Annotated in this window: 19 protein-coding genes; 10 read left to right on the top strand and 9 right to left on the bottom strand. The window is 70.7% G+C overall.

Features of this window, described 5'->3' with window-relative positions:
* Positions 1–79 precede the first annotated feature (79 nt).
* Entirely contained in the window at positions 80–1,489 is a 1,410-nt protein-coding gene (locus tag AB0I22_RS26265) for a metallopeptidase TldD-related protein (RefSeq protein WP_363133362.1), read from the top strand.
* Between the two features lie 175 nt (positions 1,490–1,664).
* Positions 1,665–3,089, top strand: a complete 1,425-nt coding sequence (tyrS, locus tag AB0I22_RS26260) for a tyrosine--tRNA ligase (RefSeq protein ID WP_363133361.1) — start codon at positions 1,665–1,667, stop codon at positions 3,087–3,089.
* A 122-nt stretch (positions 3,090–3,211) separates the two neighbouring features.
* Here tyrS and AB0I22_RS26255 read toward each other — a convergent pair whose 3' ends face one another.
* Positions 3,212–3,487: a GlsB/YeaQ/YmgE family stress response membrane protein gene (locus AB0I22_RS26255; RefSeq protein ID WP_363133360.1), complete on the bottom strand. Its 276-nt coding sequence runs from the start codon at positions 3,485–3,487 to the stop codon at positions 3,212–3,214.
* 210 nt (positions 3,488–3,697) lie between these two features.
* Between AB0I22_RS26255 and AB0I22_RS26250 the strand changes: the two genes are divergently transcribed.
* Together AB0I22_RS26250 and AB0I22_RS26245 are read left to right on the top strand one after the other, a co-directional pair.
* Positions 3,698–4,072 carry a DUF3099 domain-containing protein gene (locus AB0I22_RS26250; RefSeq protein ID WP_363133400.1) on the top strand — a complete coding sequence of 125 codons (375 nt, stop codon included), beginning with the start codon at positions 3,698–3,700 and terminating at the stop codon, positions 4,070–4,072.
* Between the two features lie 161 nt (positions 4,073–4,233).
* A complete protein-coding gene (locus AB0I22_RS26245; RefSeq protein ID WP_363133359.1) occupies positions 4,234–4,488 on the top strand; it encodes a hypothetical protein in 255 nt (84 codons plus the stop codon).
* Here AB0I22_RS26245 and moaA read toward each other — a convergent pair.
* The 3 genes from moaA to AB0I22_RS26230 all read right to left on the bottom strand — a co-directional run bounded on the left by moaA (position 4,471) and on the right by AB0I22_RS26230 (position 7,603).
* Complete coding sequence (gene moaA / locus AB0I22_RS26240; protein ID WP_363133358.1) at positions 4,471–5,460, bottom strand: GTP 3',8-cyclase MoaA; 990 nt, start codon at positions 5,458–5,460, stop codon at positions 4,471–4,473. The genes AB0I22_RS26245 and moaA overlap by 18 nt on opposite strands.
* A gap of 179 nt (positions 5,461–5,639) precedes the next feature.
* Complete coding sequence (locus AB0I22_RS26235; protein WP_363133357.1) at positions 5,640–7,262, bottom strand: cation acetate symporter; 1,623 nt, start codon at positions 7,260–7,262, stop codon at positions 5,640–5,642.
* The gene (locus AB0I22_RS26230) at positions 7,259–7,603 is read right to left on the bottom strand and encodes a DUF485 domain-containing protein (RefSeq protein WP_363133356.1); all 345 of its coding nucleotides are present in this window, start codon (positions 7,601–7,603) and stop codon (positions 7,259–7,261) included. Before AB0I22_RS26230 ends, AB0I22_RS26235 begins: the two co-directional genes overlap by 4 nt.
* Before the next feature lie 617 nt (positions 7,604–8,220).
* On the opposite strand from AB0I22_RS26230, the gene AB0I22_RS26225 reads away from it, so the two are divergent.
* The gene (locus AB0I22_RS26225) at positions 8,221–9,744 is read left to right on the top strand and encodes a S8 family serine peptidase (RefSeq protein WP_363133355.1); all 1,524 of its coding nucleotides are present in this window, start codon (positions 8,221–8,223) and stop codon (positions 9,742–9,744) included.
* Here AB0I22_RS26225 and AB0I22_RS26220 read toward each other — a convergent pair.
* Positions 9,716–10,471, bottom strand: a complete 756-nt coding sequence (locus AB0I22_RS26220; RefSeq protein WP_363133354.1) for a lysoplasmalogenase — start codon at positions 10,469–10,471, stop codon at positions 9,716–9,718. The genes AB0I22_RS26225 and AB0I22_RS26220 overlap by 29 nt on opposite strands.
* A complete protein-coding gene (locus AB0I22_RS26215; RefSeq protein ID WP_363133353.1) occupies positions 10,468–11,370 on the bottom strand; it encodes a sterol desaturase family protein in 903 nt (300 codons plus the stop codon). Before AB0I22_RS26215 ends, AB0I22_RS26220 begins: the two co-directional genes overlap by 4 nt.
* A gap of 190 nt (positions 11,371–11,560) precedes the next feature.
* Here AB0I22_RS26215 and AB0I22_RS26210 point away from each other — a divergent pair, with 190 nt between their 5' ends.
* Positions 11,561–14,671 carry an NACHT domain-containing protein gene (locus AB0I22_RS26210; protein ID WP_363133352.1) on the top strand — a complete coding sequence of 1,037 codons (3,111 nt, stop codon included), beginning with the start codon at positions 11,561–11,563 and terminating at the stop codon, positions 14,669–14,671.
* A 4-nt stretch (positions 14,672–14,675) separates the two neighbouring features.
* Here AB0I22_RS26210 and AB0I22_RS26205 read toward each other — a convergent pair whose 3' ends face one another.
* From AB0I22_RS26205 to AB0I22_RS26195, 3 genes are all read right to left on the bottom strand, one after another.
* Positions 14,676–15,917, bottom strand: coding sequence for an amidohydrolase family protein (locus AB0I22_RS26205; RefSeq protein ID WP_363133351.1), 1,242 nt, complete (start codon positions 15,915–15,917; stop codon positions 14,676–14,678).
* A complete protein-coding gene (locus AB0I22_RS26200) occupies positions 15,910–17,199 on the bottom strand; it encodes an amidohydrolase family protein (RefSeq protein WP_363133350.1) in 1,290 nt (429 codons plus the stop codon). The genes AB0I22_RS26205 and AB0I22_RS26200 overlap by 8 nt, the downstream gene beginning before the upstream one ends.
* 153 nt (positions 17,200–17,352) lie before the next feature.
* Positions 17,353–18,150: an acetoacetate decarboxylase family protein gene (locus tag AB0I22_RS26195; RefSeq protein ID WP_363133349.1), complete on the bottom strand. Its 798-nt coding sequence runs from the start codon at positions 18,148–18,150 to the stop codon at positions 17,353–17,355.
* A gap of 105 nt (positions 18,151–18,255) precedes the next feature.
* Here AB0I22_RS26195 and AB0I22_RS26190 point away from each other — a divergent pair, with 105 nt between their 5' ends.
* From AB0I22_RS26190 to AB0I22_RS26175, 4 genes are all read left to right on the top strand, one after another.
* Positions 18,256–18,873, top strand: coding sequence for a helix-turn-helix domain-containing protein (locus tag AB0I22_RS26190; RefSeq protein ID WP_363133348.1), 618 nt, complete (start codon positions 18,256–18,258; stop codon positions 18,871–18,873).
* Positions 18,874–19,118: 245 nt separating this feature from the next.
* A complete protein-coding gene (locus AB0I22_RS26185) occupies positions 19,119–20,132 on the top strand; it encodes a DEDDh family exonuclease (protein WP_363133347.1) in 1,014 nt (337 codons plus the stop codon).
* Positions 20,129–20,527 carry a hypothetical protein gene (locus AB0I22_RS26180; protein WP_363133346.1) on the top strand — a complete coding sequence of 133 codons (399 nt, stop codon included), beginning with the start codon at positions 20,129–20,131 and terminating at the stop codon, positions 20,525–20,527. Before AB0I22_RS26185 ends, AB0I22_RS26180 begins: the two co-directional genes overlap by 4 nt.
* Positions 20,528–20,562: 35 nt before the next feature.
* Positions 20,563–21,396, top strand: coding sequence for an SURF1 family protein (locus tag AB0I22_RS26175; protein ID WP_363133345.1), 834 nt, complete (start codon positions 20,563–20,565; stop codon positions 21,394–21,396).
* Positions 21,397–21,421: the final 25 nt, after the last annotated feature.

Here is a 21,421-nt window from a genome sequence, read left to right as displayed (position 1 = left end):
GCCGGCGCCGACCGCAAGCCGTACGCCCCGCAGCCCTCGGACAGCAGCACCGTCACCACCCCGCCCAGGAGGCCGGCCGATGAGCCCTCGCAGCAGCAAGCCCCACGAGATCGTCGAGCGGACCCTGGAGCTGTCCCGGACGGACGGCTGCGTCGTCATCGCCGAGGAGCGGACCACCGCCAACCTCCGCTGGGCGGGCAACGCCCTGACGACCAACGGCGTCACCCGGGGCCGCGGGCTGACCGTCGTCGCGACGGTCGACGGGGCGCAGGGCACCGCCTGCGGCGTCGTCTCCCGCTCGGCCGTCACGGCCGAGGAGCTGGAGCCGCTGGTACGGGCCGCCGAGGAGGCCGCGCGGACCGCCGGGCCGGCCGAGGACGCCCGGCCGCTGGTGGCGGGCGTGCCGCACTCCCCCGACTTCGCCGACGCGCCCGCCGAGACCTCCTCCGAGGTCTTCGCGGACTTCGCCCCGGCGCTCGGCGAGTCCTTCGCGCGGGCCCGCGCGGACGGCCGGGCGCTGTACGGGTTCGCCAATCACGAGGTCGTCTCCAGCTACCTCGGCACCTCCACCGGGCTGCGGCTCCGGCACGACCAGCCCGCCGGCACCCTGGAGCTGAACGCGAAGGCCGCCCGGCGGGACGGCGGGCCGGCGCGGTCCGCCTGGGCGGGGCGGGCCACCCGGGACTTCAAGGACGTCGACCCGGCGGCGCTCGACGCCGACCTCGCGCGGCGGCTCGCCTGGGCCGAGCGGCGGACCGAGCTGCCGGCCGGGCGGTACGAGACGCTGCTGCCGCCGACGGCCGTGGCGGACATGCTGATCTACCAGCAGTGGCAGGCGTCGAGCGCGCGGGACGCGGCCGAGGGCCGGACCGTCTTCGCCCGGCCCGGCGGCGCCACCCGCATCGGCGAGCGGCTGTCCGAGCTGCCGCTCACCCTGCGCAGCGACCCGGCGGAGCCGGGCCTGGAGGCCGCGCCGTTCGTGATCGCGCACGCCTCGGAGGACGACTCGTCGGTCTTCGACAACGGCCTGCCGCTGGCCGGCACCGACTGGATCCGCGACGGAGTGCTGAACCGGCTGCTGACCACGCGCCACAGCGCCGAGCTCACGGGGCAGCCCGTCGCCCCGGCCATCGGCAATCTGGTCCTCGACGGCGGCGGCGCCCGTTCGCTGGAGGAGATGATCGCGGGGACGGAGCGCGGGCTGCTGCTGACGAGCCTGTGGTACGTCCGCGAGGTCGACCCGGCCACGCTGCTGCTGACCGGGCTGACCCGGGACGGCGTCTATCTGGTGGAGCGCGGCGAGGTCGTCGGCGAGGTGAACAACTTCCGCTTCAACGAGTCGCCGGTCGGCCTGCTCTCCCGCGCCGCCGAGGCGGGCCGCACCGAGCCCACGCTGTCGCGCGAGTGGGGCGACTGGTTCACCCGGGCCGCGATGCCCGCGCTGCGGGTGCCGGACTTCAACATGAGCTCCGTCAGCCAGGGGGTGTGAGCGGCGGCCTCCGAAGCCTCCCCCGAGCCGCGGCCTGGGGGGCGCGAGCCGGAGCCGGCGGTGCGAGCTGTGAGCGCGGCCTGGGGGTACGAGCTGTGAGCCGCGGCCAAGGGGTACGAGCCGCCGAATAGACTGGTCCCGACCATCCGACCGTCAACCGATCATCAGGAACGCCATGACACGCCTCGGCGAATCCGTCGCCCGCGCCAGCGAGCTCCTCGCGCAGGACCTCTCCTCCGACACCACGGTCGAGCGGCTGCTCGCCGAGACGGGTTCGCGGCGCTATCTCGACCTGACGGACCTCTCCGCCGAGGAGCAGGCGGAGCTGATCGCCGGGCGGGCCGTGAACGTACTGCCGTCGGCGGAGAAGCTGGCCGCGGAGATCGAGTCCGTACGGGCCGCCGGCCGCGGCCTGAAGGTCAAGCTCGGCATCGACCCCACCGGGGCCGATGTGCACCTGGGCCACACCGTGCCGATGATCGTGCTGAGCCGCTTCCAGCGGATGGGCCATGACGTCACGCTGCTGATCGGCGACATCACGGCCAAGATCGGCGACCCGTCGGGGCGGTCCGCGGAGCGCCCGCCGCTCACGGACGAGGACATCGCCCGGCACCTGTCCACGTACCAGGACCAGGTCCGGCCGTTCTTCGACTTCGACAAGGTCGCCGTGCGGTTCAACAGCGAGTGGCTGGCGGGGATCACGCTGCCGAAGCTCATCGGCATCCTCGCCCAGGTCCCGGCCTCGCAGCTGCTCCAGCGCGACGACTTCCGCAACCGGCTGGCGGCCGGCTCGGGGCTGACGATGTCGGAGCTGATCTACCCGATCGCGATGGCCATCGACTCCGCCGAGCTCGACTGCGACATCGAGCTGGGCGGCGTCGACCAGTTGCTCAACATGCAGATGGGCCGCAAGGTGATGGAGGTCTACGGTCAGCGGCCGCAGATGATCGCCACCATGCCGCTGATCGAGGGCACCGACGGCACCGGCGCGAAGATGAGCAAGTCCAAGGGGAACGCGGTCGCCCTGACCGCGCCCGCCGACGATGTTTTCGGCAAGATCATGTCGATTCCGGACCGGCTGATGGTCCCGTACCTGCGGGCCTGGACCGAGTGGACCGACGCCGAGATCGACGCGGCGGGCGCGCGGCTGGAGGCGCGGACGCTGCACCCGATGGACCTGAAGAAGGTCCTGGCCGGCGAGGTGGTGGCCGCGCTGTACGGGGTTCCGGCGGCGATGGCGGCGCGGGCCGGGTTCACGGCGCAGTTCTCGAAGAAGAGCTTCGTGGACGTCGACTCGCTGCCCGTGGTGGAGATGGCCGAGCACGGCGAGAAGCCCGCCACGGCCGTGCTCGCCGCGGTCCTGGGGTTCCAGCCCAGCGCGTCGGCGGCCCGCCGGGTCGCCAAGCAGAACGGGCTGCGGCTGGTCGTGGAGACCGGCGACGGCCAGGAGTCGATCGTGCTGGCCGAGGCGGAGGCCATCCGGCCGCTGGCCGAGGTCGTCGCCGAGGTGCTGGCGAAGGCCGGTCTCGGCGCCGAGGGCGGCGTGTACCTGAAGGCCGGCCGCAAGCTCGCCCAGCTCCGGGGCGTGCAGGAGGCCTGACGGCGCTCCTATCACGCACCTGCTCAGCTGGCTACAAGTCGGCTGTAAGTCGCAACGCGGCCGGGAAACCACCCGTCAGGTGGCTTCCCGGCCGCTCCCTCATTCCCCGCGCGCTCACCCGTTCACGTGCGCTGCTTGTTGCCCCGTACCGCGGCCCACAGCCGGTCGCCCACGGCGACGACCACGACCGCGCCCGCCAGTTGCAGCAGGTGCCGCGTCCAGTCGATGCCGCGGGTGTCGTTGACGCCGAGCCCGGTGGCCGCCCAGTTGCCCAGGACGCTGCCGAGGATGCCGAAGACAGCCGTCAGCCAGAGCGGGATCTGCTGCTTGCCCGGAAGGATCGCCTTGGCGATCAGACCGAGCACCAAACCGACGATGATGGCCCACAACCAGCTCATGTCGCCTCCTATGCGGCGCGATGTGGCATGCCCAGCCAGTCTCCGTCCAATACCCGTACGGCGCATGTCGGACCGGGTCGTACGAGGTAGGCATGACAGAGGACCGCGTCGCGGGACGCGCCCCGGTCTCGAACCCCGACGTGGCTCGGCGTAACGTTGGCTACGTCCCGGACGGGGAGAGCCGGCGCTGCGATCAGGTGGTGGAACGTGATGCGGAAGCAGAGCAGTGCCGAGTCCTTCCGGATCACCGGAGCCCGGCAAGGGCTGACGGAGGACGTGCGCGGCCGGCAGCGGCGCTACATCATCTCCATGTCGATTCGGACCCTGGCCGTCATCGCGACCGTCGTCTTGTGGGACGTCGAGCGGTTTGTGGCCATCGCGACACTGGTTCTGGGCGTCGCGCTGCCTTATATCGCGGTGGTCATCGCCAACGCGGGCCGGGAGAACGCCCCTTCGCTGCCGGGTACCTTCGTGCCGCCGCCGACCCGTCCGATGCTGGTCGCCGGTGCGGCGGAGTCCGGCGCGGAACCCGTCCCGGAAGCCAATGCCCGTGAGCGGAGCGAGGGTTCGGCGACGCAGGGCTGATCTTCAGCGCGGTACAAAGCTCAAGAAAAGCTCAGATCAATCATGTGGTTCCGGTGCACCGCCTCCGCCCGCCCGTGACATACTTCGTATGCGCTCCGCATCCCCCGTCGGAGCGACGGACCGACGCCGGGCGGCTCCCCCCGTGGCTGCCCGGCGTCGCCATGTGCACACTGGTTGCCGTGAACGACGAATCGCCGATCTGCTCGGCCAAGGGCTGCCGCACCACCGCCGTATGGGTGCTGGCGTGGAACAACCCGAAGATCCACACTCCGGAGCGCCGCAAGACGTGGCTCGCGTGCGAGGAGCACCGCGAGCACCTCTCCCAGTTCCTCGGCGTACGTTCGATGCTCAAGGACGTGGTGACGCTCGCCGACTGGGAGGCCGGGGCCGCCGGGCGGTCAGCCGCCGATGGCTGACATCGGGCGCTGAGGCTGGAGGAAGGCGGGGTCGTCCAGACCGGAACCGGCCTTCTTCCCCCACATCGCGAGCTTCCAGCGGCGGGCGATCTCCTCGTCGGGCGCGTCCGAGCGCAGCGCGCCGCGCAGGTCCGATTCCTCCTGGGCGAACAGGCACGTACGGATCTGGCCGTCGGCCGTGAGCCGGGTGCGGTCGCAGGCGGCGCAGAACGGGCGGGTGACGGAGGCGATGACGCCCACCCGGGCCGGGCCACCGTCGACGAGCCAGCGCTCGGCGGGCGCGGAGCCGCGCGCGTCGTCGCTCTCGGGGGTGAGGGCGAAGCGGGTGCGCAGCGACGTGAGGATGTCCCCGGCGGTGATCATGCCGTCGCGCTTCCAGCCGTGCTGGGCGTCGAGGGGCATCTGCTCGATGAAGCGGAGTTCGTAGTCGTTCTCGACGGCCCAGGCCAGCAGGTCGGGCGCCTCGTCGTCGTTGAGGCCGGGCATCAGAACGGAGTTGACCTTGACCGGGGTGAGCCCCGCGTCGCGGGCGGCCGCGAGACCGTCCAGTACGTCGCTGTGCCGCTTGCGCCGGGTCATGGCCTGGAAGACGTCGGGGCGCAGCGTGTCGAGGGAGACGTTGACGCGGTCGAGGCCGGCGTCGGCGAGGGCCCGGGCGGTGCGCTGGAGGCCGATGCCGTTGGTGGTCAGCGACATCTTGGGGCGCGGTTCGAGGGCGGCGCAGCGCTCGACGATGGAGACGAGGCCGGGGCGCAGCAGCGGTTCGCCGCCCGTGAAGCGGACATCGGTGATGCCCAGCTCCGTGACGGCTATGCGGATCAGGCGGACGATCTCGTCGTCGGTGAGCAGATCGGGCTTGGCGAGCCACTGCAGGCCCTCTTCCGGCATGCAGTACGTGCAGCGGAGGTTGCAGCGGTCCGTCAGGGAGACGCGGAGGTCGGTGGCGACGCGACCAAAGGTATCGATGAGCATGGTGGCGGCCCCTCCTGCGGAAATGAACCATGGATACATCCAATTGTCCGCAGCGTACGCGATGGGTCGGACACTGGGCATTTCGCCGGAGCGAGCGCCCAGTGACCCTGCGTGATAAGGGGCCGCCACAAGCCGTACGGCCGGCTGGTGATCGTTACGGAGCGGTACGGCCGTTACGGCTAGTGCGCCCCGTAGCCGGTGAGGGAGCGGACCTCCAGTTCGGCGTACTTGCGGGCGTCCGGCCGCTCCTTCGACAGCAGCGAGCCGAGCCAGCCGAGCAGGAAGCCCAGCGGGATGGAGACCAGGCCCGGGTTGGCGAGCGGGAAGTAGTCGAAGGCCATGCCGGGGAAGAGCGCCTTCTCGTTGCCGGACAGCACCGGCGAGAAGATCACCAGCGCGACCGAGGAGATGAGCCCGCCGTAGATCGACCAGACGGCGCCCTGGGTGGTGAAGCGCTTCCAGAAGAGGCTGTAGAGGATGGTCGGGAGGTTGGCGGAGGCGGCGACGGCGAAGGCGAGGGCCACCAGCGCCGCGGCGTTGAGCCGGTGGGCGAAGATGCCGAGCGCGATGGAGATCGCGCCGATGACGACGGCCGCCAACTTGGCGGTGAGGACCTCCTCCCGCTCGCTGGTGCGCCCCTTGCGGATGACGTTGGCCCACAGGTCGTGCGCGAAGGACGCGGACGAGGCGAGGGTCAGCCCCGCGACCACGGCGAGGATGGTGGCGAAGGCGACCGCGGAGATGACGGCGAGCAGGATGGCGCCGCCGGTCGAGCCGGCGCCGCCGCCGACCTCCTGGGCGAGCAGCGGGGCCGCGGTGTTGCCCGCCTCGTTGGAGGCGATGATCGCCTTGGAGCCGACGAGGGCGGCGGCCCCGAAACCGAGCGCGATGGTCATCAGGTAGAACGCGCCGATGATGCCGATGGCCCAGTTGACGGACTTACGGGCGGCCTTGGCGGTGGGCACCGTGTAGAAACGGATGAGGATGTGCGGCAGTCCGGCCGTGCCGAGGACGAGCGCGATGCCGAGCGAGATGAAGTTGAGTTTGGAGGTGCCGTCCTTGCCGTACTGGAGGCCGGGTTCGAGGAACGCCCTGCCCTTGCCGCTCTCCTTCGCCGCCTCGCCGAGCAGCGTGGAGACGTTCCAGCCGAACTTGTTGAGCACCAGGATCGTGACCAGCAGGGTGCCCGCGATGAGCATGACCGCCTTGACGATCTGCACCCAAGTGGTGCCCTTCATGCCGCCGATGGTCACGTAGAGCACCATGACGATCCCGACGAGGGCGATGATCCAGCGCCGCGCGCCCTCGCCCGTGGCGCCGAGCAGCAGCGCGACCAGGGCGCCCGCGCCGACCATCTGGGCCAGCAGGTAGAAGATCGAGACGACGATGGTGGAGGTGCCGGCGGCGGTGCGTACGGGCCGCTGCTTGAGGCGGTAGGCGAGCACGTCGGCCATGGTGAACCGGCCGGAGTTGCGCAGCGGTTCGGCGACCAGCAGGAGCGCGACGAGCCAGGCGACGAGAAAGCCGATGGAGTAGAGGAAGCCGTCGTAGCCGAAGAGGGCGATGGCGCCGGCGATGCCGAGGAAGGAGGCGGCGGACATGTAGTCGCCGGAGATGGCCAGGCCGTTCTGGAAGCCGGTGAAGGAGCGGCCGCCGGCGTAGAAGTCGGTGGCGTCCTTGGTCTGCCGGCCGGCCCACACGGTGATGCCCAGGGTGATGGCGACGAAGACCGAGAAGAGCGTGATGATCAGGGTGCGGTGCTCGCTGGCTGCCGCGGCGGCGAGCTGCTGGCTGGTGGTCACGCGTCGCCCTCCAGGCGCTCTTTGATGGCTTCGGCCTTCGGGTCGATGCGGGCGGCGGCGTGCCGCGAGTACCACCACGCGATGAGGAACGTGGTCAGGAACTGGGCCAGGCCGAACACCAAGGCGATGTTGACGTTCCCGACGACCTTGGTGCCCATGAAGCCGCCCGCGTAGTTGGACAGCAGCACGTACAGCAGGTACCAGGCGATGAACGCGATGGTGAGCGGGAAGGCGAACGAGCGCTGGGAGCGCCGCAGTTCGGCGAATTCTTCACTGGACTGGACGTCCGTGAAACGATCCGGCCCGCCCTGTCCTTCGGCGGTGTGTGGTGCGGAGTCCACGGTCTCTCTCCTGACGGGCGGCAGCGGCGCGTGAGCCATGACATGTGATCCGGATCACGCATCGTAGAGGGGTGCGGCCCCGTTCGACAGGGGGTTGTGGTTGAAGTCGACAAGAACCACCTTCGGGAGCGACACCGCCCGTGCGCGGCTTCGTTGTCCAGATGTGAACAATCCCCAGCCCCCGCCGCCCGGACGGTCCGGTTCCGGCCCGGTACGGCGCCCGTACGGGATGGTCGCCCTGGCGGCCCCGGTAGCGGCCGTACGGTCGGGGCGGCGGGCCTCGCCGGCGGCCGACGGCCGCTGGTACGGGCCCCGGCCGCCGCTGCCGCCGCTGAGCATCGACGCGCTGCGGGGACCCGCGGCGCCGCCTTGAGGGCACCGCCTGGGGGCACCGCCTTGATCGCCCGAGGGCCGGCCGGGGCCGCGTCGCGCGGGGGCCCGTAACGGACTTCGCGTGGCCTCACACGGGTCGTCACAAGAGGCCCGATCGGGGCCCGTACCGGACTTTCTTGGGGAATTCATTGCTCGACGGCCATGATCGGCGCTAGCTTCACTCGTCATGTACCCGTCCGTGCGCGGCATGTGCGCGTGCGGTACCCGGATGATGTGGAGAACCCATGGCTCATCTGCGATCCAGACGTCGGCGCGCCCTGCTGGCGGTGCCGGCCGGACTGGCGCTCGTCGCCTCCCTCGGCCTGCTGCCCGGCGCGGCCTCGGCCGCCCCGCAGGACGCGCTCCCGGCCAAGGCGCCCGTAGCCGCCGACGGGCCCCTGCTGTCGTACGTGGTCAACACCACCGCCGACCACGCCACGGTGGCCAAGGTGAAGAAGGCGATCGGCCGGGCCGGCGGCAGCGTCGTGACCGCCTACGAGCAGATCGGCGTGATCGTCGCCCACTCGAAGAACCCCGACTTCGCGAAGACCGTCCGTACGGTGCCGGGCGTGCAGACCGCCGGCGCCACCCGGACCGCGCCGATCACCTCGGCCGCCACCACCGACATCGGCAAGCCCGAGAAGATCAAGGTCCCGAAGGCCACCGCGCGGAGCGAGGCGCGTTCGCTGGCCACGGGCAAGGAGCCCCTGGAGGGGCTTCAGTGGGACATCGCCGCCATCAAGGCCGACAAGGCCGCGGAGGTCAACCCGGGGTCCCGGAAGGTGACGGTCGCCGTCATCGACACCGGCGTGGACGACACCCACCCCGACCTCAAGGCGAACTTCTCGCGGAGCCAGTCGGCGAGCTGCGTCACCGGCAAGGCCGACACCAGCCCGGGCTCCTGGCGGCCGTTCAACCCGGACGAGGACTACCACGGCACCCACGTGGCCGGTGAGATCGCGGCCCCGCGCAACGGCGTCGGCGTCACCGGCGTCGCGCCCAACGTGAAGGTCTCCTCCATCAAGGTCAGCCAGGCGGAGGGCAGCTTCTTCTACGCCGAGAGCGTGGTGTGCGCCTTCGTCTTCGCCGCCGAGCACCACGTGCAGGTGACGAACAACAGCTATTACGTCGACCCGTGGATGTTCAACTGCGCGGACGACCCCGACCAGAAGGCCATAGCCGACGCCGTCGGCCGGGCCGCGAAGTTCGCCACCCGCAAGGGCGCGGTCAACGTCGCCTCCGCCGGCAACTCCAACTTCGACCTGGCCGCCAAGAAGATCAACGACGCCTCCAGCCCCAATGACGGCACCCCGGCGTCCCGCGACATAGACCCGTCGAAGTGCCTGGACGTGCCCGCCCAGGTGCCGGGCGTCGTCACGGTCGCCGCGACCGGCGTCAAGTCGCTGAAGTCGTACTACTCCAACTACGGCCTCAACCAGATCGACGTCGCGGCCCCCGGCGGCGACGTCCGGCAGGTGCCGGAGCTGCCCGCCAAGGACGGCCGCATCCTCTCCACCCTGCCCGGCGGCGACTACGGCTACCTCCAGGGCACCTCGATGGCGGGCCCGCACGTCGCGGGCGTGGCAGCGCTCCTCAAGAGCGCGCACCCGGACGCGAGCCCGCAGGAGATCCAGTGGCTGCTCAAGGCCCAGGCGGACAACCCCGGTTGCCCGACCGCGCCGGCCGACTCGGCCTGCACCGGCACCAAGCACGTCAACAGCTTCTACGGCTTCGGGATCGTCAACGCCCTGAAGGCGGTGGAGGACTGACCTCCGCCACGTGAGTGACTGAACCGTGGGGCCGGGCGGCGGGACGCGCCCGGCCCCACGTACGTGTTCGGTCGCTGCCCGTCTCCGGTGCCGCCCGCAGCAGTCCGTCCGTGAGGAGGTACTGCGCCGCCAGGTAGGTGACCATGATGCACAGCTGCGGCACGGGCGGCTGCGGCCAGTCGGCGAGGCCGCTCGCGATGAGCGTGTCCGACAGCAGGAACAGCAGCCCGCCCACCGCGGTCCGCACCCCGACGCGTGTCGCGCCGAGCGCCATGGCGGTCAGCAGCAGCGCGTACCCGGCCACCGGCAGCCGCAGCCCGGATTCGAGGCCGGGCCACAGGAGGGCGACGGTGCCGAGCCAGGCGGTTCCGTAGGCGGTCGTGAGTCCGTACGTACGCGAGCGGCCGTTCGCTGTTCCGAGTCGGGCGAAGAGGACGAGGTAGCAGAGGTGCCCGGCGGCGAAGGACCCCATTCCGGCGAGGAATGCGGCCTGGTCGTCGAGTTGCAGCAGAGTGTCGCCGCCGCAGCCGAACAGCAGCGCGGCGAGCAGCGGGCGGGGCGCGCCGCGGGCGGCGGCGTGCAGGGCGAGGGCGGGCATCAGGGCGGGTTTGGTGAGGTGGTGCACGCCGTCGAGGTGCGCGGCGAGGGCGATGAGGTGGGCGGCGCCGAGGGCGGCGAAGAGGGCGCCGGTTGCGCGTACGGCCGGGGCCCGCTGTCGGTGGTTCATGCGACGCGTTCGGGGGCGGTACGGGCAGGGGGCTCTTGTCGCAGGGCTTCCTCCCCGGTCGACCGTACGGGCTGCCACCCCGGCCCCCGGAACACCCGCCCGGCCCGTTCGCGCCAGCTCGTGGCCGCCCGTACGTCGCGCGCGATGGCGACGTACTCATGGGTGGCGACGCGCAGCGGGTTGAACGTGCGGATGTTCTTGGTGAGCCCGTAGACCGGCCGCTCCGTCTCGGGCACGAAGGAGCCGAACATCCGGTCCCAGACGATGAGGATGCCGCCGAAGTTGCGGTCGAGGTAGCCGCCCTGCGAGGCGTGGTGCACCCGGTGGTGGGACGGCGTGTTCAGCACGTACTCGAAGGGCCGCGGCAGCCTGTCGACCCGCTCCGTATGCACCCAGAACTGGTAGACGAGATTGGCCGACGAGCAGAACGCCACCGCCGCCGGGTGCACGCCGAGCGCGATCATCGGCACGTAGAACGGCCACACGGTCAGCGTCGTCCACGGCTGCCGCAGCGCGGTCGTCAGGTTGAACTTCTCGCTGGAGTGGTGGACCACATGGCAGGCCCACAGGACGCGGATGACGTGGTGGCCCCGGTGCGACCAGTAGTAGAAGAAGTCCTGCGCGAGCAGCATCAGGGGCAGCGTCCACCACAGGACGGGGACGCGCAGCGGCGTGAGCTCGTAGACCGCGGTGTAGACCGCCACGATCGGGATCTTCCAGAGGGCGTCGAAGACGAGGCTGCCGACGCCCATGCCGATACTCGTGGCGGCGTCCTTGGTCTCATAACCCGCGGCGCCCCTCTCCTCGGCGGGGTGCCGTCGGTAGCTCGCCATCTCCACGACGGTGAGCAGGACGAAGGCGGGTATGGACCACATCACGACATCGGGGAGATGGGGCATGGCGGCACCATAGGCGGGCGGGAGGGGGTGCCGCTAGGGGTTGTTACCGATCGGTATGGGATGGGGTTACCGAGGGTTCGGCCAGTAGGGGCGGGGGTGCGGGCGGATACTGGCTCCGACGTTGCGACACGGGAGGTAGCCGCGGATGCAAGGAGCGGAAGCGGTCGTCGTACGGCTGGCGGCTACGGTCGTGAGCGCGCTCGCCAAGTCGCTGATCGCCAAGAACCCGAGTGCGGGGCTTGTACGTAAACCCGGCAGCCCGGCGCCGGTCGGGCGGCGGCCCGAGCGGCTGGGCGAGAAGGAGACGGCGCGGCTGGTGGGGGTGCTGGCGCGGCGGTTGGCGGGGATTGGGCCGTCGGGGCCGTCGCTGCCGGAGCATGAGCAGCGGGCGGTTGTGGAGGCTGTGTGCGATGTCTTCAGCGGGCCGGACGTCATCGATCAGGAGACGCTGTTCGCTGCGGACCTCGATCCGGCGCGGCTGCGGGCCGCGCTCTTGGAGCGCTCCCCTGGGCTGCCGGAACGGGCGGGTCTCGGCGAGGCGGGGGCGGCGTTGTTCGGGGAGTTGCTGGATGCTGCTTGCCTGCACCTTGTTGAGTACGTGACGTCGCTGCGGTCTTTCCCGGCGCGCACGAGTGTTGAGTTGGTGCGGCGGTCGGGCGAGGCGGGACGGGCGCTTGAGGCCGTACGGGAGAGGCTGGGGCCCGCGCCCGAGACACGGTCCCTTGAGTTCGAGGAGCGCTACGGGCGGTACGTCGAGGCGACGCACGGCAGGCTGCAGCTCTTCGGGCTGACGCTCGGGGGTGCGGCGGCGCGGGAGTGGCCCCTGAGCACGGCGTACATCGCGCTGAGCATGAGCAGCGAGGCCGAGTGCTATCGAATCGAACCCGACGCTCTTCCCATGACCACGTCCGTCTCGGCCGAACAGGCGCTCTCGGGCTGCAACCGGATGCTGCTGCGCGGCCCGGCGGGCTCGGGCAAGAGCACACTCATGCAATGGCTAGCCACCAATGCGGCGCGCCGCAGCTTCGGGCAGACGTTGGGCGACTGGAACGGCCACGTGCCGTTCGTCCTGCGACTGCGGTCCTTCGCGACGCGCGAGACGCTGCCGCTGCCGGGTGAGTTCCTGGCCGCCACGGGCAACCCGCTGGCGGGGGCCGCGCCGGCGGGGTGGGTGGAGGAACTGCTCAGCGCTGGGCGGGCGCTGGTCCTGGTGGACGGCGTGGACGAGGTCCCGTCGGCGCTGCGGCAGCGCACGAGGGAGTGGCTGCGGTCGCTCTTGGCCGCCTTCCCGAACTCCCGCTACATCGTTACCACGCGCCCTTCCGCCGTCCCGGAGGACTGGTTGCAGGGGCAGGGCTTCACCGTGCACTCCCTGCTGCCGATGGGGCGCGAGGACATCCGGAAGTTCATCGCGCATTGGCATGGGGCGGCCCGCGAAGAATGCGACGACCCGCAGCGGCCACTCCTGGACGGCTACGAACGCTCCCTCCAGCAAGCCGTCACCTCCCGCCGCGAACTGGGCCAGCTCGCCACGAACCCCTTGATGTGCGCCCTCCTATGCGCCCTCAACCGCGACCGCCGCATGCACCTGCCGCGCGCCCGCAAGGAGCTGTACGACGCCTCCTTGGACATGCTGCTCGTACGGCGTGACACGGAGCGCGAGATCACCGGAGTGGAGGGCGTCGACCTCACGCGGGACGAGCAGATGCTGCTGCTTCAGCGCCTGGCGTACTGGCTGATCCGCAACGGGCAAGCGGAGGCTACGTGCGCGGAGGCCGTCGAGATGATCGACGGCTGGCTGGCCGCCATGCCGCAGGTTCGGGCGCAAGGCGATGCGCAAGCGGTCTTCAAGCATCTGCTCAACCGCAGCGGACTGCTTCTTGAACCGATCCCCGGTTCGGTGAACTTCGTCCATCGGACGTTTCAGGACTACTTGGGGTCTAAGGAAGCGGTCGAGACGCGCGACTTCGGGCTGCTGGTCCGCAACGCGCATGACGACCAATGGGACGACGTCGTACGGATGGCGGTGGGGCACGCGCGCGTGGAGGAACGGGCGCGGTTGCTGCGGCAATTGCTACGGCGCGCTGACCGGGTGAAGGGACATCGGCAGCGGCTTGTGCTGCTGGCTGCGGCTTGTCTGGAGCATGCGCCGGAGTTGGATCCGGCGCTCCGGGAGGAGGTGGAGGGGCGGACGGCGGAACTGCTGCCGCCGCGTAGCAATGAGGATGCCGAGAGGTTGGCCAAGGTCGGCGAGTTGGTTCTTGAACTACTGCCGGGGCCAGACGGACTTGACGAGGATGCAGCGGCAGCGGTCGTACGGACAGCAGGGCTGGTCAAGGGGGATGCTGCCTTCGCGCTGATATCCCGGTTCCGAGAAGACACGCGCTCCCGTGTCGCGTTCAGAATTGCGCAGGCTTGGGGTTCTTTTGAATCAGAGCCGTACGCGCGGGAAATTCTGGCCGCTAACTCGTGGGAAAACTGCTACCTGACGGTGGAGAACACAGAGCAGATAACTACCTTAGAGCACATTCCGGAAGTCTGCCGGGTAATTATGAGAGGTTCGCACACCGACTTAATGCCACTAGCTCAGGCCAACGGTATGACAAACCTCATCATTACCGACAATCGCACCCTCAGCGACTTCTCTTCAGTCACCTCAATCTCCCACCTGCAGAGTCTCTCAATTGACCGCTGTCCGAAAGTATGCGACTTGCGCCCACTCGCCGGAACTGGACTGACGAGGCTTTTACTTCATGACGTCCACCCTGATGTCTCCCTGGATCCGCTGCGGGACATGACCGATCTCCTTTTCCTTGAGATCGGGTACCCCGTGATCATCGACGACATAGGGGACCTGCCAGTCGGCCCCCAGCTAACCGGACTCCACCTCCGGCAGCAAACGCGCTATCTGAGCCTGGAAGGGATCGAGCGCTGGCCTCGCCTCACTACTCTCCGGCTCGGGGGCTCGACGCAGTTGCATCAGCTGTCCAGGACGACTCGTCTCACGGAGTTGACCGAGCTGTCCCTTGATGAACTCAGCGCGCTCGACCTCAGCCTGGTAAGCCAACTCACGCAGCTGCAGCAAATCATCCTATGGCGATGTGACATCCCCAACGGCCTCAGCCCGTTGCGTGAACTACCCAACCTCACATCTCTCTGGCTATCGTGTTGCGCGCTGTCGGGGACTCCGATCGACCTGAGCCCATTGGCCGACCTGGAGAAGCTCAGCATCAAACTCATCGCCGGAACCCCAGTGATCGGCGATGACCAGTTCCAGCCCGAACGCCTGGCCCGCCTATAGTCCCTCACCAAACCCGCAAAGAAGCCCCCTTCGCGAACACCGGACTAATAGCCCTCTCCGGCGCCTCCCCCAACGGCTCCTCAATCTCCGCGACCGTAGGCCCGACCCTCCCCGCAATCGAATCCAACAGCCCCAAGTCAAACCCGTAAACCCGCGCCGCGTTTCCCCCGACCATCGCCGCGACCTCCCCCCGCTCCACCCCCGCATAGGCGGCCCGCAGCCCTTCCCGCGTGTACGGATACGTGCCCTCATCGTGCGGGTAATCGCTCCCCCACATGATCTTCTCCAGGCCGATCCGGTCGCGCAGCGGCACCTCATGAGGCCGCATGAAACTCGCGCCGACGAAGCAGTGGTCCCGCCACACTTCACTCGGACGCGCACCCATCAATTCCCCCAGCCCTGCCCCGAACTTGGCCTCCGCCGTAGCCGCGCGCGTAGACGCGGCCACCAATCGCCCGTGGTAGTAATCCAGCATCTCCAGCACACCCGGAATCCAGCCCGAGCCCTGTTCCGTAAGGACCAATCGCAACCCCGGGTGACGGTGGAAAGCTCCGCCGAATATCAAATGCCACAAGGCCCGATGCGAGAACCACGTCGTTTCGACCATGAAGACGGCACGGTCCGAAGGCTCGTCGCCCAGCGGCGGGGAGGCCGAGCCCGCGTGGTGGTTGACCGGGACGTCGAGTTCCGCGCAGACCGCCCACAGGGGGTCGTACGTCCGGGAGTGGAGTTCCGGGAGGCCCGAACCCGGCGGGGTGCCTGGCAGCAGGATGCCGCCGGTCAGGCCCGCCGCCTTCGCCCAGCGGACCTCTCGTACGGCCTCCTCGACATCGTTCAGCAGGATCTGCGCCACCCCCGCGCGGCGGCCGGGGGCCGCCGCGCAGAAGTCGGCGAGCCAGCGGTTGTGGGCGCGCAGGCCGGCCCAGCGTTGGGCGAATTCTTCGGGTGTCGGTGCGGGGGCCATCAGGGCGGCGCTGGGGAAGAACGGCGGGATGGTGTTGGGGAAGACGACTTCCGCGACGATGCCGTCCGCCTCCAGTTCGGCGAGACGGCGGTCGGAGTTCCAGTTGCGGTCGGCGGAGTCGGCGAGGAGGTCCTCGTACGGGTTGACGTACGTGGCCGCCCAGGCGTCGAACGCCTCGTGGTGGGCGCGTTCCAGGTACGGGCGGTAGTCGAGGAGGTCCGCGCCGGCGTGGCAGTCGGCGGAGACGACCGTGTAGCGATCGGCGGGGGCGTGCTCAGTCATCGCCCACCCCGATGTACGGGAAGTCGAACCCGGTCAGCCAGTGCCGGCCGGTCTCCCGCGACCGTCGCCAGGACGCTTCGACGGGCGCCTGGTTCGCGCTCTGGCCGAGGTCGGCCGGGACGGGGCCGATGCGCCGGGCGAGTTCGGTCAGGGCCGGGACGTCGAAGCCGAAGACCTCGGCCGCCGACTGGCCGAGCATCCGGCGGGTCTCGCCGACGGGGATGTCGTGGAACGTGCCGCGCAGCCATTCCCTCGTGCGCGGCCAGGTGCCCTCGGGGTGCGGGAAGTCGCTGCCCCACAGGATGTTGTCGACGCCGATCTCGTAGCGCTGGGCGAGTTCGCGCCGCTTGGTGTTGGTGGCGCAGATGAAGATGTTGCGGTCGAGGTATTCGTGCGGCGCGCGTTTGAGTTCGGCGAAGGGCGAGAGCTTCTTGCCGCCGTGCGAGCCGAGGTAGAGGCGGTCCATGAACCACAGCAGGTTGGGCAGCCACCAGCAGCCCGACTCGGCGATGCCGAAGCGCAGTCCGGGGTGGCGTTCGAAGACGCCGGACCAAAGCATGAACCACAGGGGCCGGGCGGGCCACCAGGTCACTTCGGAGACGTAGATGCCGAGGTGGTCGCCGTACTCGTGGCGCGGCGCGGCCCCCGAGTGGGTGATAACCGGCATCCGGGCCTCGGCGGCGGCCGCCCACACCGGGTCGTAACGGCGGTCGTGGTAGGGGGCCTTGTCCACCCACATGGCGGGGATCATCAGCGCGCCGAGCCCGGCGTCCTTGGCGCGGTGGATCTCGGCGACGGCACGGTCCACGTCGCCGGTGATGGGCAGCAGGGCGACGCCGCAGTGCCTCTTCGGGTCGTGCGCGCAGAAGTCGGCGAGCCAGCGGTTGTGGGCCTGGGCTCCCGCCATGCCGAGGTCCGGGTCCTGGTCGCCGGAGAGGCCGAGGCCGACGCCGAAGGGGGCTGCGGTGCGACTGTCGACGGCGTCGGCGTCCGGGAAGACGACCTCGCCCGCCACCCCGTCGCCGTCGAGCTCCTTGGCCCGCTGGGCGGCGTCCCAGCCGCCGCGCAGCCCTTCCTCGTGTTCCTCGAACCACTTGGCGGCGAAGGTCTCGTTCCGGATGCCGAGGCGGGTCATCTCCTCGCGGCGGCTTTCGCGCTGCCCGAGGAATTCGTCGAAGTCGCGGTGGAACCTCGCGTCCAGATACGGCCGGTACTCCTCGGTGGGCAGCCCGGCGTGCGAGTCGGAGGAGATGATCAAGTACGGGTCCGTCATGTCCGTCATCACTTGCTCCTCGGTCGGGTGGAGTCAGCTGGAATCAGCGGTGATCAGCTGACATCGGGCGATCGGCTGGTATCGGGTGACCAGCCGACATCGGGCGATCAGCTGATATCGGGTGATCTACGAAGCCGCGTGCGCCGGGTCGGCCGCACCGGCTCAGACGCTCCCCTCCGGCGGCCCGTCCATGATCTGCCGGGCGTCGTCGTACCGCTGGTGCACGTACGGCAACAGGGCCTGCGCGCTGACCCGTTCGACGACCCGGCCCTTCTGGTCGGTGGTCTTCTCGCCGATCGTGATCTCCACGAGCCGGCGCACCGGCAGGTCGGCGACCGGGTCGTACGCGGACTCGCGCAGCAGCACGTCGCCGCTCATCGACTCCAGCTTGCGGACCTTCTCGGTGCGCGTGCAGTACACGAGCACCGGGTCGGCGTCGAAGCCGGTGCCGTCCACGCCGGGCAGGAACTTGAAGTAGAAGTCCAGCTTCTCGGCGGGCGGCGGCAGCGGCAGTGCGCCGCCGACCGCGCCGCGCACCTCGACGAAGGCGATGCCGTGCCGCGCCAGGTACGCCCGTACGACGCCGCCGTCCCGTTCGATCACCACCTCGCCGAGCTTCTTGGGCTCGCCGAAGACCTCGCGCCCGCCGATCAGCGCCCGTTCGTGGGTCATCGGCATGACCAGCGGGTACCAGCCGTCGTGCCCGCCGTGGTGCGCCGCGACCGCCACCGAGCCCGCGCCCAGGGGGTAGCCGGGGAGGTCGACCTTGCTGACGGCGGCCCGTACGAGCGGGCGGCCGGCCGGTTTGAGCGGCGGCGGCAGGACCGCCGCCACCGCGTCCGGATCGCTCTCCCAGAGCGCGACCACGCCCGTGGACCAGATGTCGGGGAGCCGCGCGGCCCCCTCCCGCGCCGCCTTCACCTCGGCCGCCTCGCGCGCGCCGTACCGTACGCGTGCCATGTCCTACCGCCCTTCGACAGCGTGCTCGGCCTGTTGCGTGTAACACAGTTACAGGCGGGAGCTCGAAGGGTAAAGAGCGCCGTACACAGCGGAGTTGGGGGCGACATGCCGAAACCGGCGCTGACCCGCGAGGACGTGCTCGACGCCGCCGCGCGACTCGTCGAGCGGCACGGGCCGCAGGCCCTGTCGATGCGCAGACTGGCCGCCGAGCTCGACACCGCCGTCACCTCGATCTACTGGCATGTGGGCAATCGCGAGTCGCTGCTCGACGCGCTCGTCGAGGCGACCGTGGGCCGGCTCGGGGCGGTCCGGCCCACCGGGCGCACCCCTCGGCAGCGCATCGTCTCCGTCGCCCGCGCGCTCCGGCGCGATCTGCTGGAGCATCCGCAGCTGATCGCGGTGGTCCATGAACGGGGCCTGACGGAGCGGATGTTCGTCCCCGCGCAGCAGGCGCTGATCCGTGAGGTGCACGCCGCCGGGCTGCGCGGCGCACGCGCCGCGGCGGCCGTGCGGGCCGTGCAGTTCCAGGTGGTCGGGTACGTCCTCGTGGAGCGCAACCGCGAACGCGCGCCCGTACGGGGGCGGAGCGGGGCGGCCCGGTGGGACGCGTCCGCCGCCGATCGCGATCCGCCGCTCGCGCGCGCCCTCGCCCGTCCGGTCGATTCCGAGCGGCTCTTCGTCACGTCCGTACGGGCCTTGGTCGACGGGCTCCTGCCGCGCTGACGTCGGTTCCCCCCGTACTGACGTCGACGGGCTCCTGCCGCGCTGAGGTCGAGGGTTTCTCCCGCGCTGACGTCAGGGGCTTCTCCCGTACTGACGTCGCCGGGCTCCTGCCGCGCCGGCCCCGCCTCCCCGCCGCCCCTCACCTCCGGCCACCTCCGGCCGGTGCGGGGCGCGGTGCGCGCGGGGCCGGTCCGCCGTGCCCTGGCGGGCCTCGCTGTCAGCGGTGGCCCGTATCCTCTGGGACCATGCTCGAAGACCACACCGCAGCCGCACCGCCGACCCCGTGGCCGACCGCGTACCCCGAGGGTTACGCGGTCGTCGACGTGGAGACGACCGGCCTCGCCAGAGACGACCGGATAGTGTCGGCGGGCGTCTATCAGCTGGACGCGCGCGGCGAGGTGCAGGACCAGTGGTACACGCTGGTCAACCCCGAGCGCGATCCGGGGCCGGTCTGGATCCACGGCCTCACCTCGGACATGCTGGCGGGCGCGCCGCTGTTCGGGGAGATCGCGGCCACGCTGTCCGAGAAGCTGGCGGGCCGGGTGCTCGTCGCGCACAACGCGGCCTTCGACTGGTCGATGCTGGCGCGCGAGTACGCCCGCGCGCGGGCCACGACCCCGGTGCGGCAGCGGCTGTGCACCATCGCGCTCTCCAAGGAGCTGCGGCTGCCGCTGCCCAACCACAAGCTGGAGTCCCTCGCCGCGCACTACGGGGTGGTGCAGCAGCGCGCCCACCACGCGCTGGACGACGCGCGGGTGCTGGCGGAGGCGTTCCGGCCGAGCCTGGCGCTGGCGGCGCGGGCGGGGCTGCGGCTGCCGCTGCTGGCGTGCCAGCCGCTCACGGAGTGGTCGGACGGGCCGTCGGCCGCCTCCCCCATCGGTTATCAGGGCGGGCGCTCCGGGCATGCCGGGGGAGGTTCGTACCGCCCCGGCACCTGGCGGGCCAGCCGCAAGCGGCCCGCCTGCCCGTATCCGAATCCGGGCCGGTACGTACCGGGCGAACAGCTCATCCAGGGCATGCGGGTGGCGTTCTCGGGCGACACGTCCGTGGACCGCGAGCTGCTGGAGGACCGGGCCATCGAGGCCGGGCTGCACATCGCGACCAGTGTCTCCCGGCTCACCAGCGTGCTGGTGACCAACGACCCCGGCTCCGCCACCTCCAAGACCGTCAAGGCCGCCACCTTCGGCACCCCGGTGATCGACGAGGCCGCTTTCATGCAGCTGCTCCTGCACGTGGTGCCCGCGCCTCCCGCACCGTGAGGCCGGCACCAGGTGGCGGTCCGGCGGCCCCGGACGACGACCCGGCGGTCCCAGGCAGCGGCCAAGCGATCCTGGGCGACGGCCCGGCGGTCCCAGGCAGCGGCCCGGCGGCCCCGGGCGGCGACCCGGCGGCCCCGGACGACGACCCGGCGGTCCCAGGCAGCGGCCAAGCGATCCTGGGCGACGGCCCAGCGATCCCAGGCAGCGGCCCGGCGGCCCCGGACGACGGCCCGGCGGTCCCAGGCAGCGGCCAAGCGACCCTGGGCGACGGCCCGGCGGACCCGGACGACGACCCGGCGGCCCCGGGCAGCGGCCCGGCGGCCCCGGACGACGGCCCGGCGATCCCGCACGGCGACCCGGCCGTCCCGCGGGGCCGGGCCCGCGGGACCCAATAGTCCGGGTCCGCACCCCTGCGGGTACCGTCAAAGCCGTGTATCGCTTCCTGTTGTCCCGGCAGTGGGTGATCCTCACGCTGGTGGGGCTCGTCCTGATTCCGGTGATGATCAAACTGGGCTTCTGGCAGTTCCACCGCCATGAGCACAGAGTCGCGCAGAACCAGCTGATCGCGGACAGCCTGGCCGCCGAGCCCGTACCGGTCGGCAAGCTCACCGCGCCCGGCCGCACCGTTCCGCACGACGACATGTGGCGGCGGGTGACCGCGCAGGGAACGTACGACGCCGAGGACGAGGTGGTGGTCCGCCAGCGGACCTCGGCGGACGGGCAGAACCAGGGCTACTACGTGCTCACCCCGCTGCTGCTCGACGACGGCCGCGCGGTCCTCGTCAACCGCGGCTGGATTCCCGCCGACGGGAACCTCACCGAGTTCCCGAAGGTCCCCGCGGCGCCCGCCGGCAAGGTCTCGATCACCGGCCGCCTCAAAGAGGACGAGACCAGCGGCTACAGCGGTATCAAGGACAAAAAGGGCCTGCCGCCCCGCCAGGTCATGCTGATCAACAGCGGCGAGCAGGCGAAGAACGTGCACCGCCCGCTGCTCGGCGGCTACATCGAGCTGATCTCCCCGCACGCCAAGGGCCAGCCCGAGCTCGTCCCCGCCCCCGACCACAGCGGGATCGGCCCGCACATGGCCTACGCCGTGCAGTGGTGGCTGTTCTCCGGCGCGGTCCCCGTCGGATGGGTCATCCTGGTCCGCAGGGAGCGCCGCGACCGCCTCGCCGACGCGGCGAAGGCCAAGGCGGCGGAGGAGGCCGCCCCCGGCGAGCCGGAGGACGCCCAGATCGCCCGTACGGCCGCCGCGGCGGAGTAGCACCCCCGCCAACCGGGAAGGCGGC

The organism is Streptomyces sp. NPDC050610, assembly GCF_040654875.1.
Classification (GTDB): Bacteria; Actinomycetota; Actinomycetes; order Streptomycetales; family Streptomycetaceae; genus Streptomyces.
This window is presented reverse-complemented; position numbering and strand designations above follow the sequence as displayed.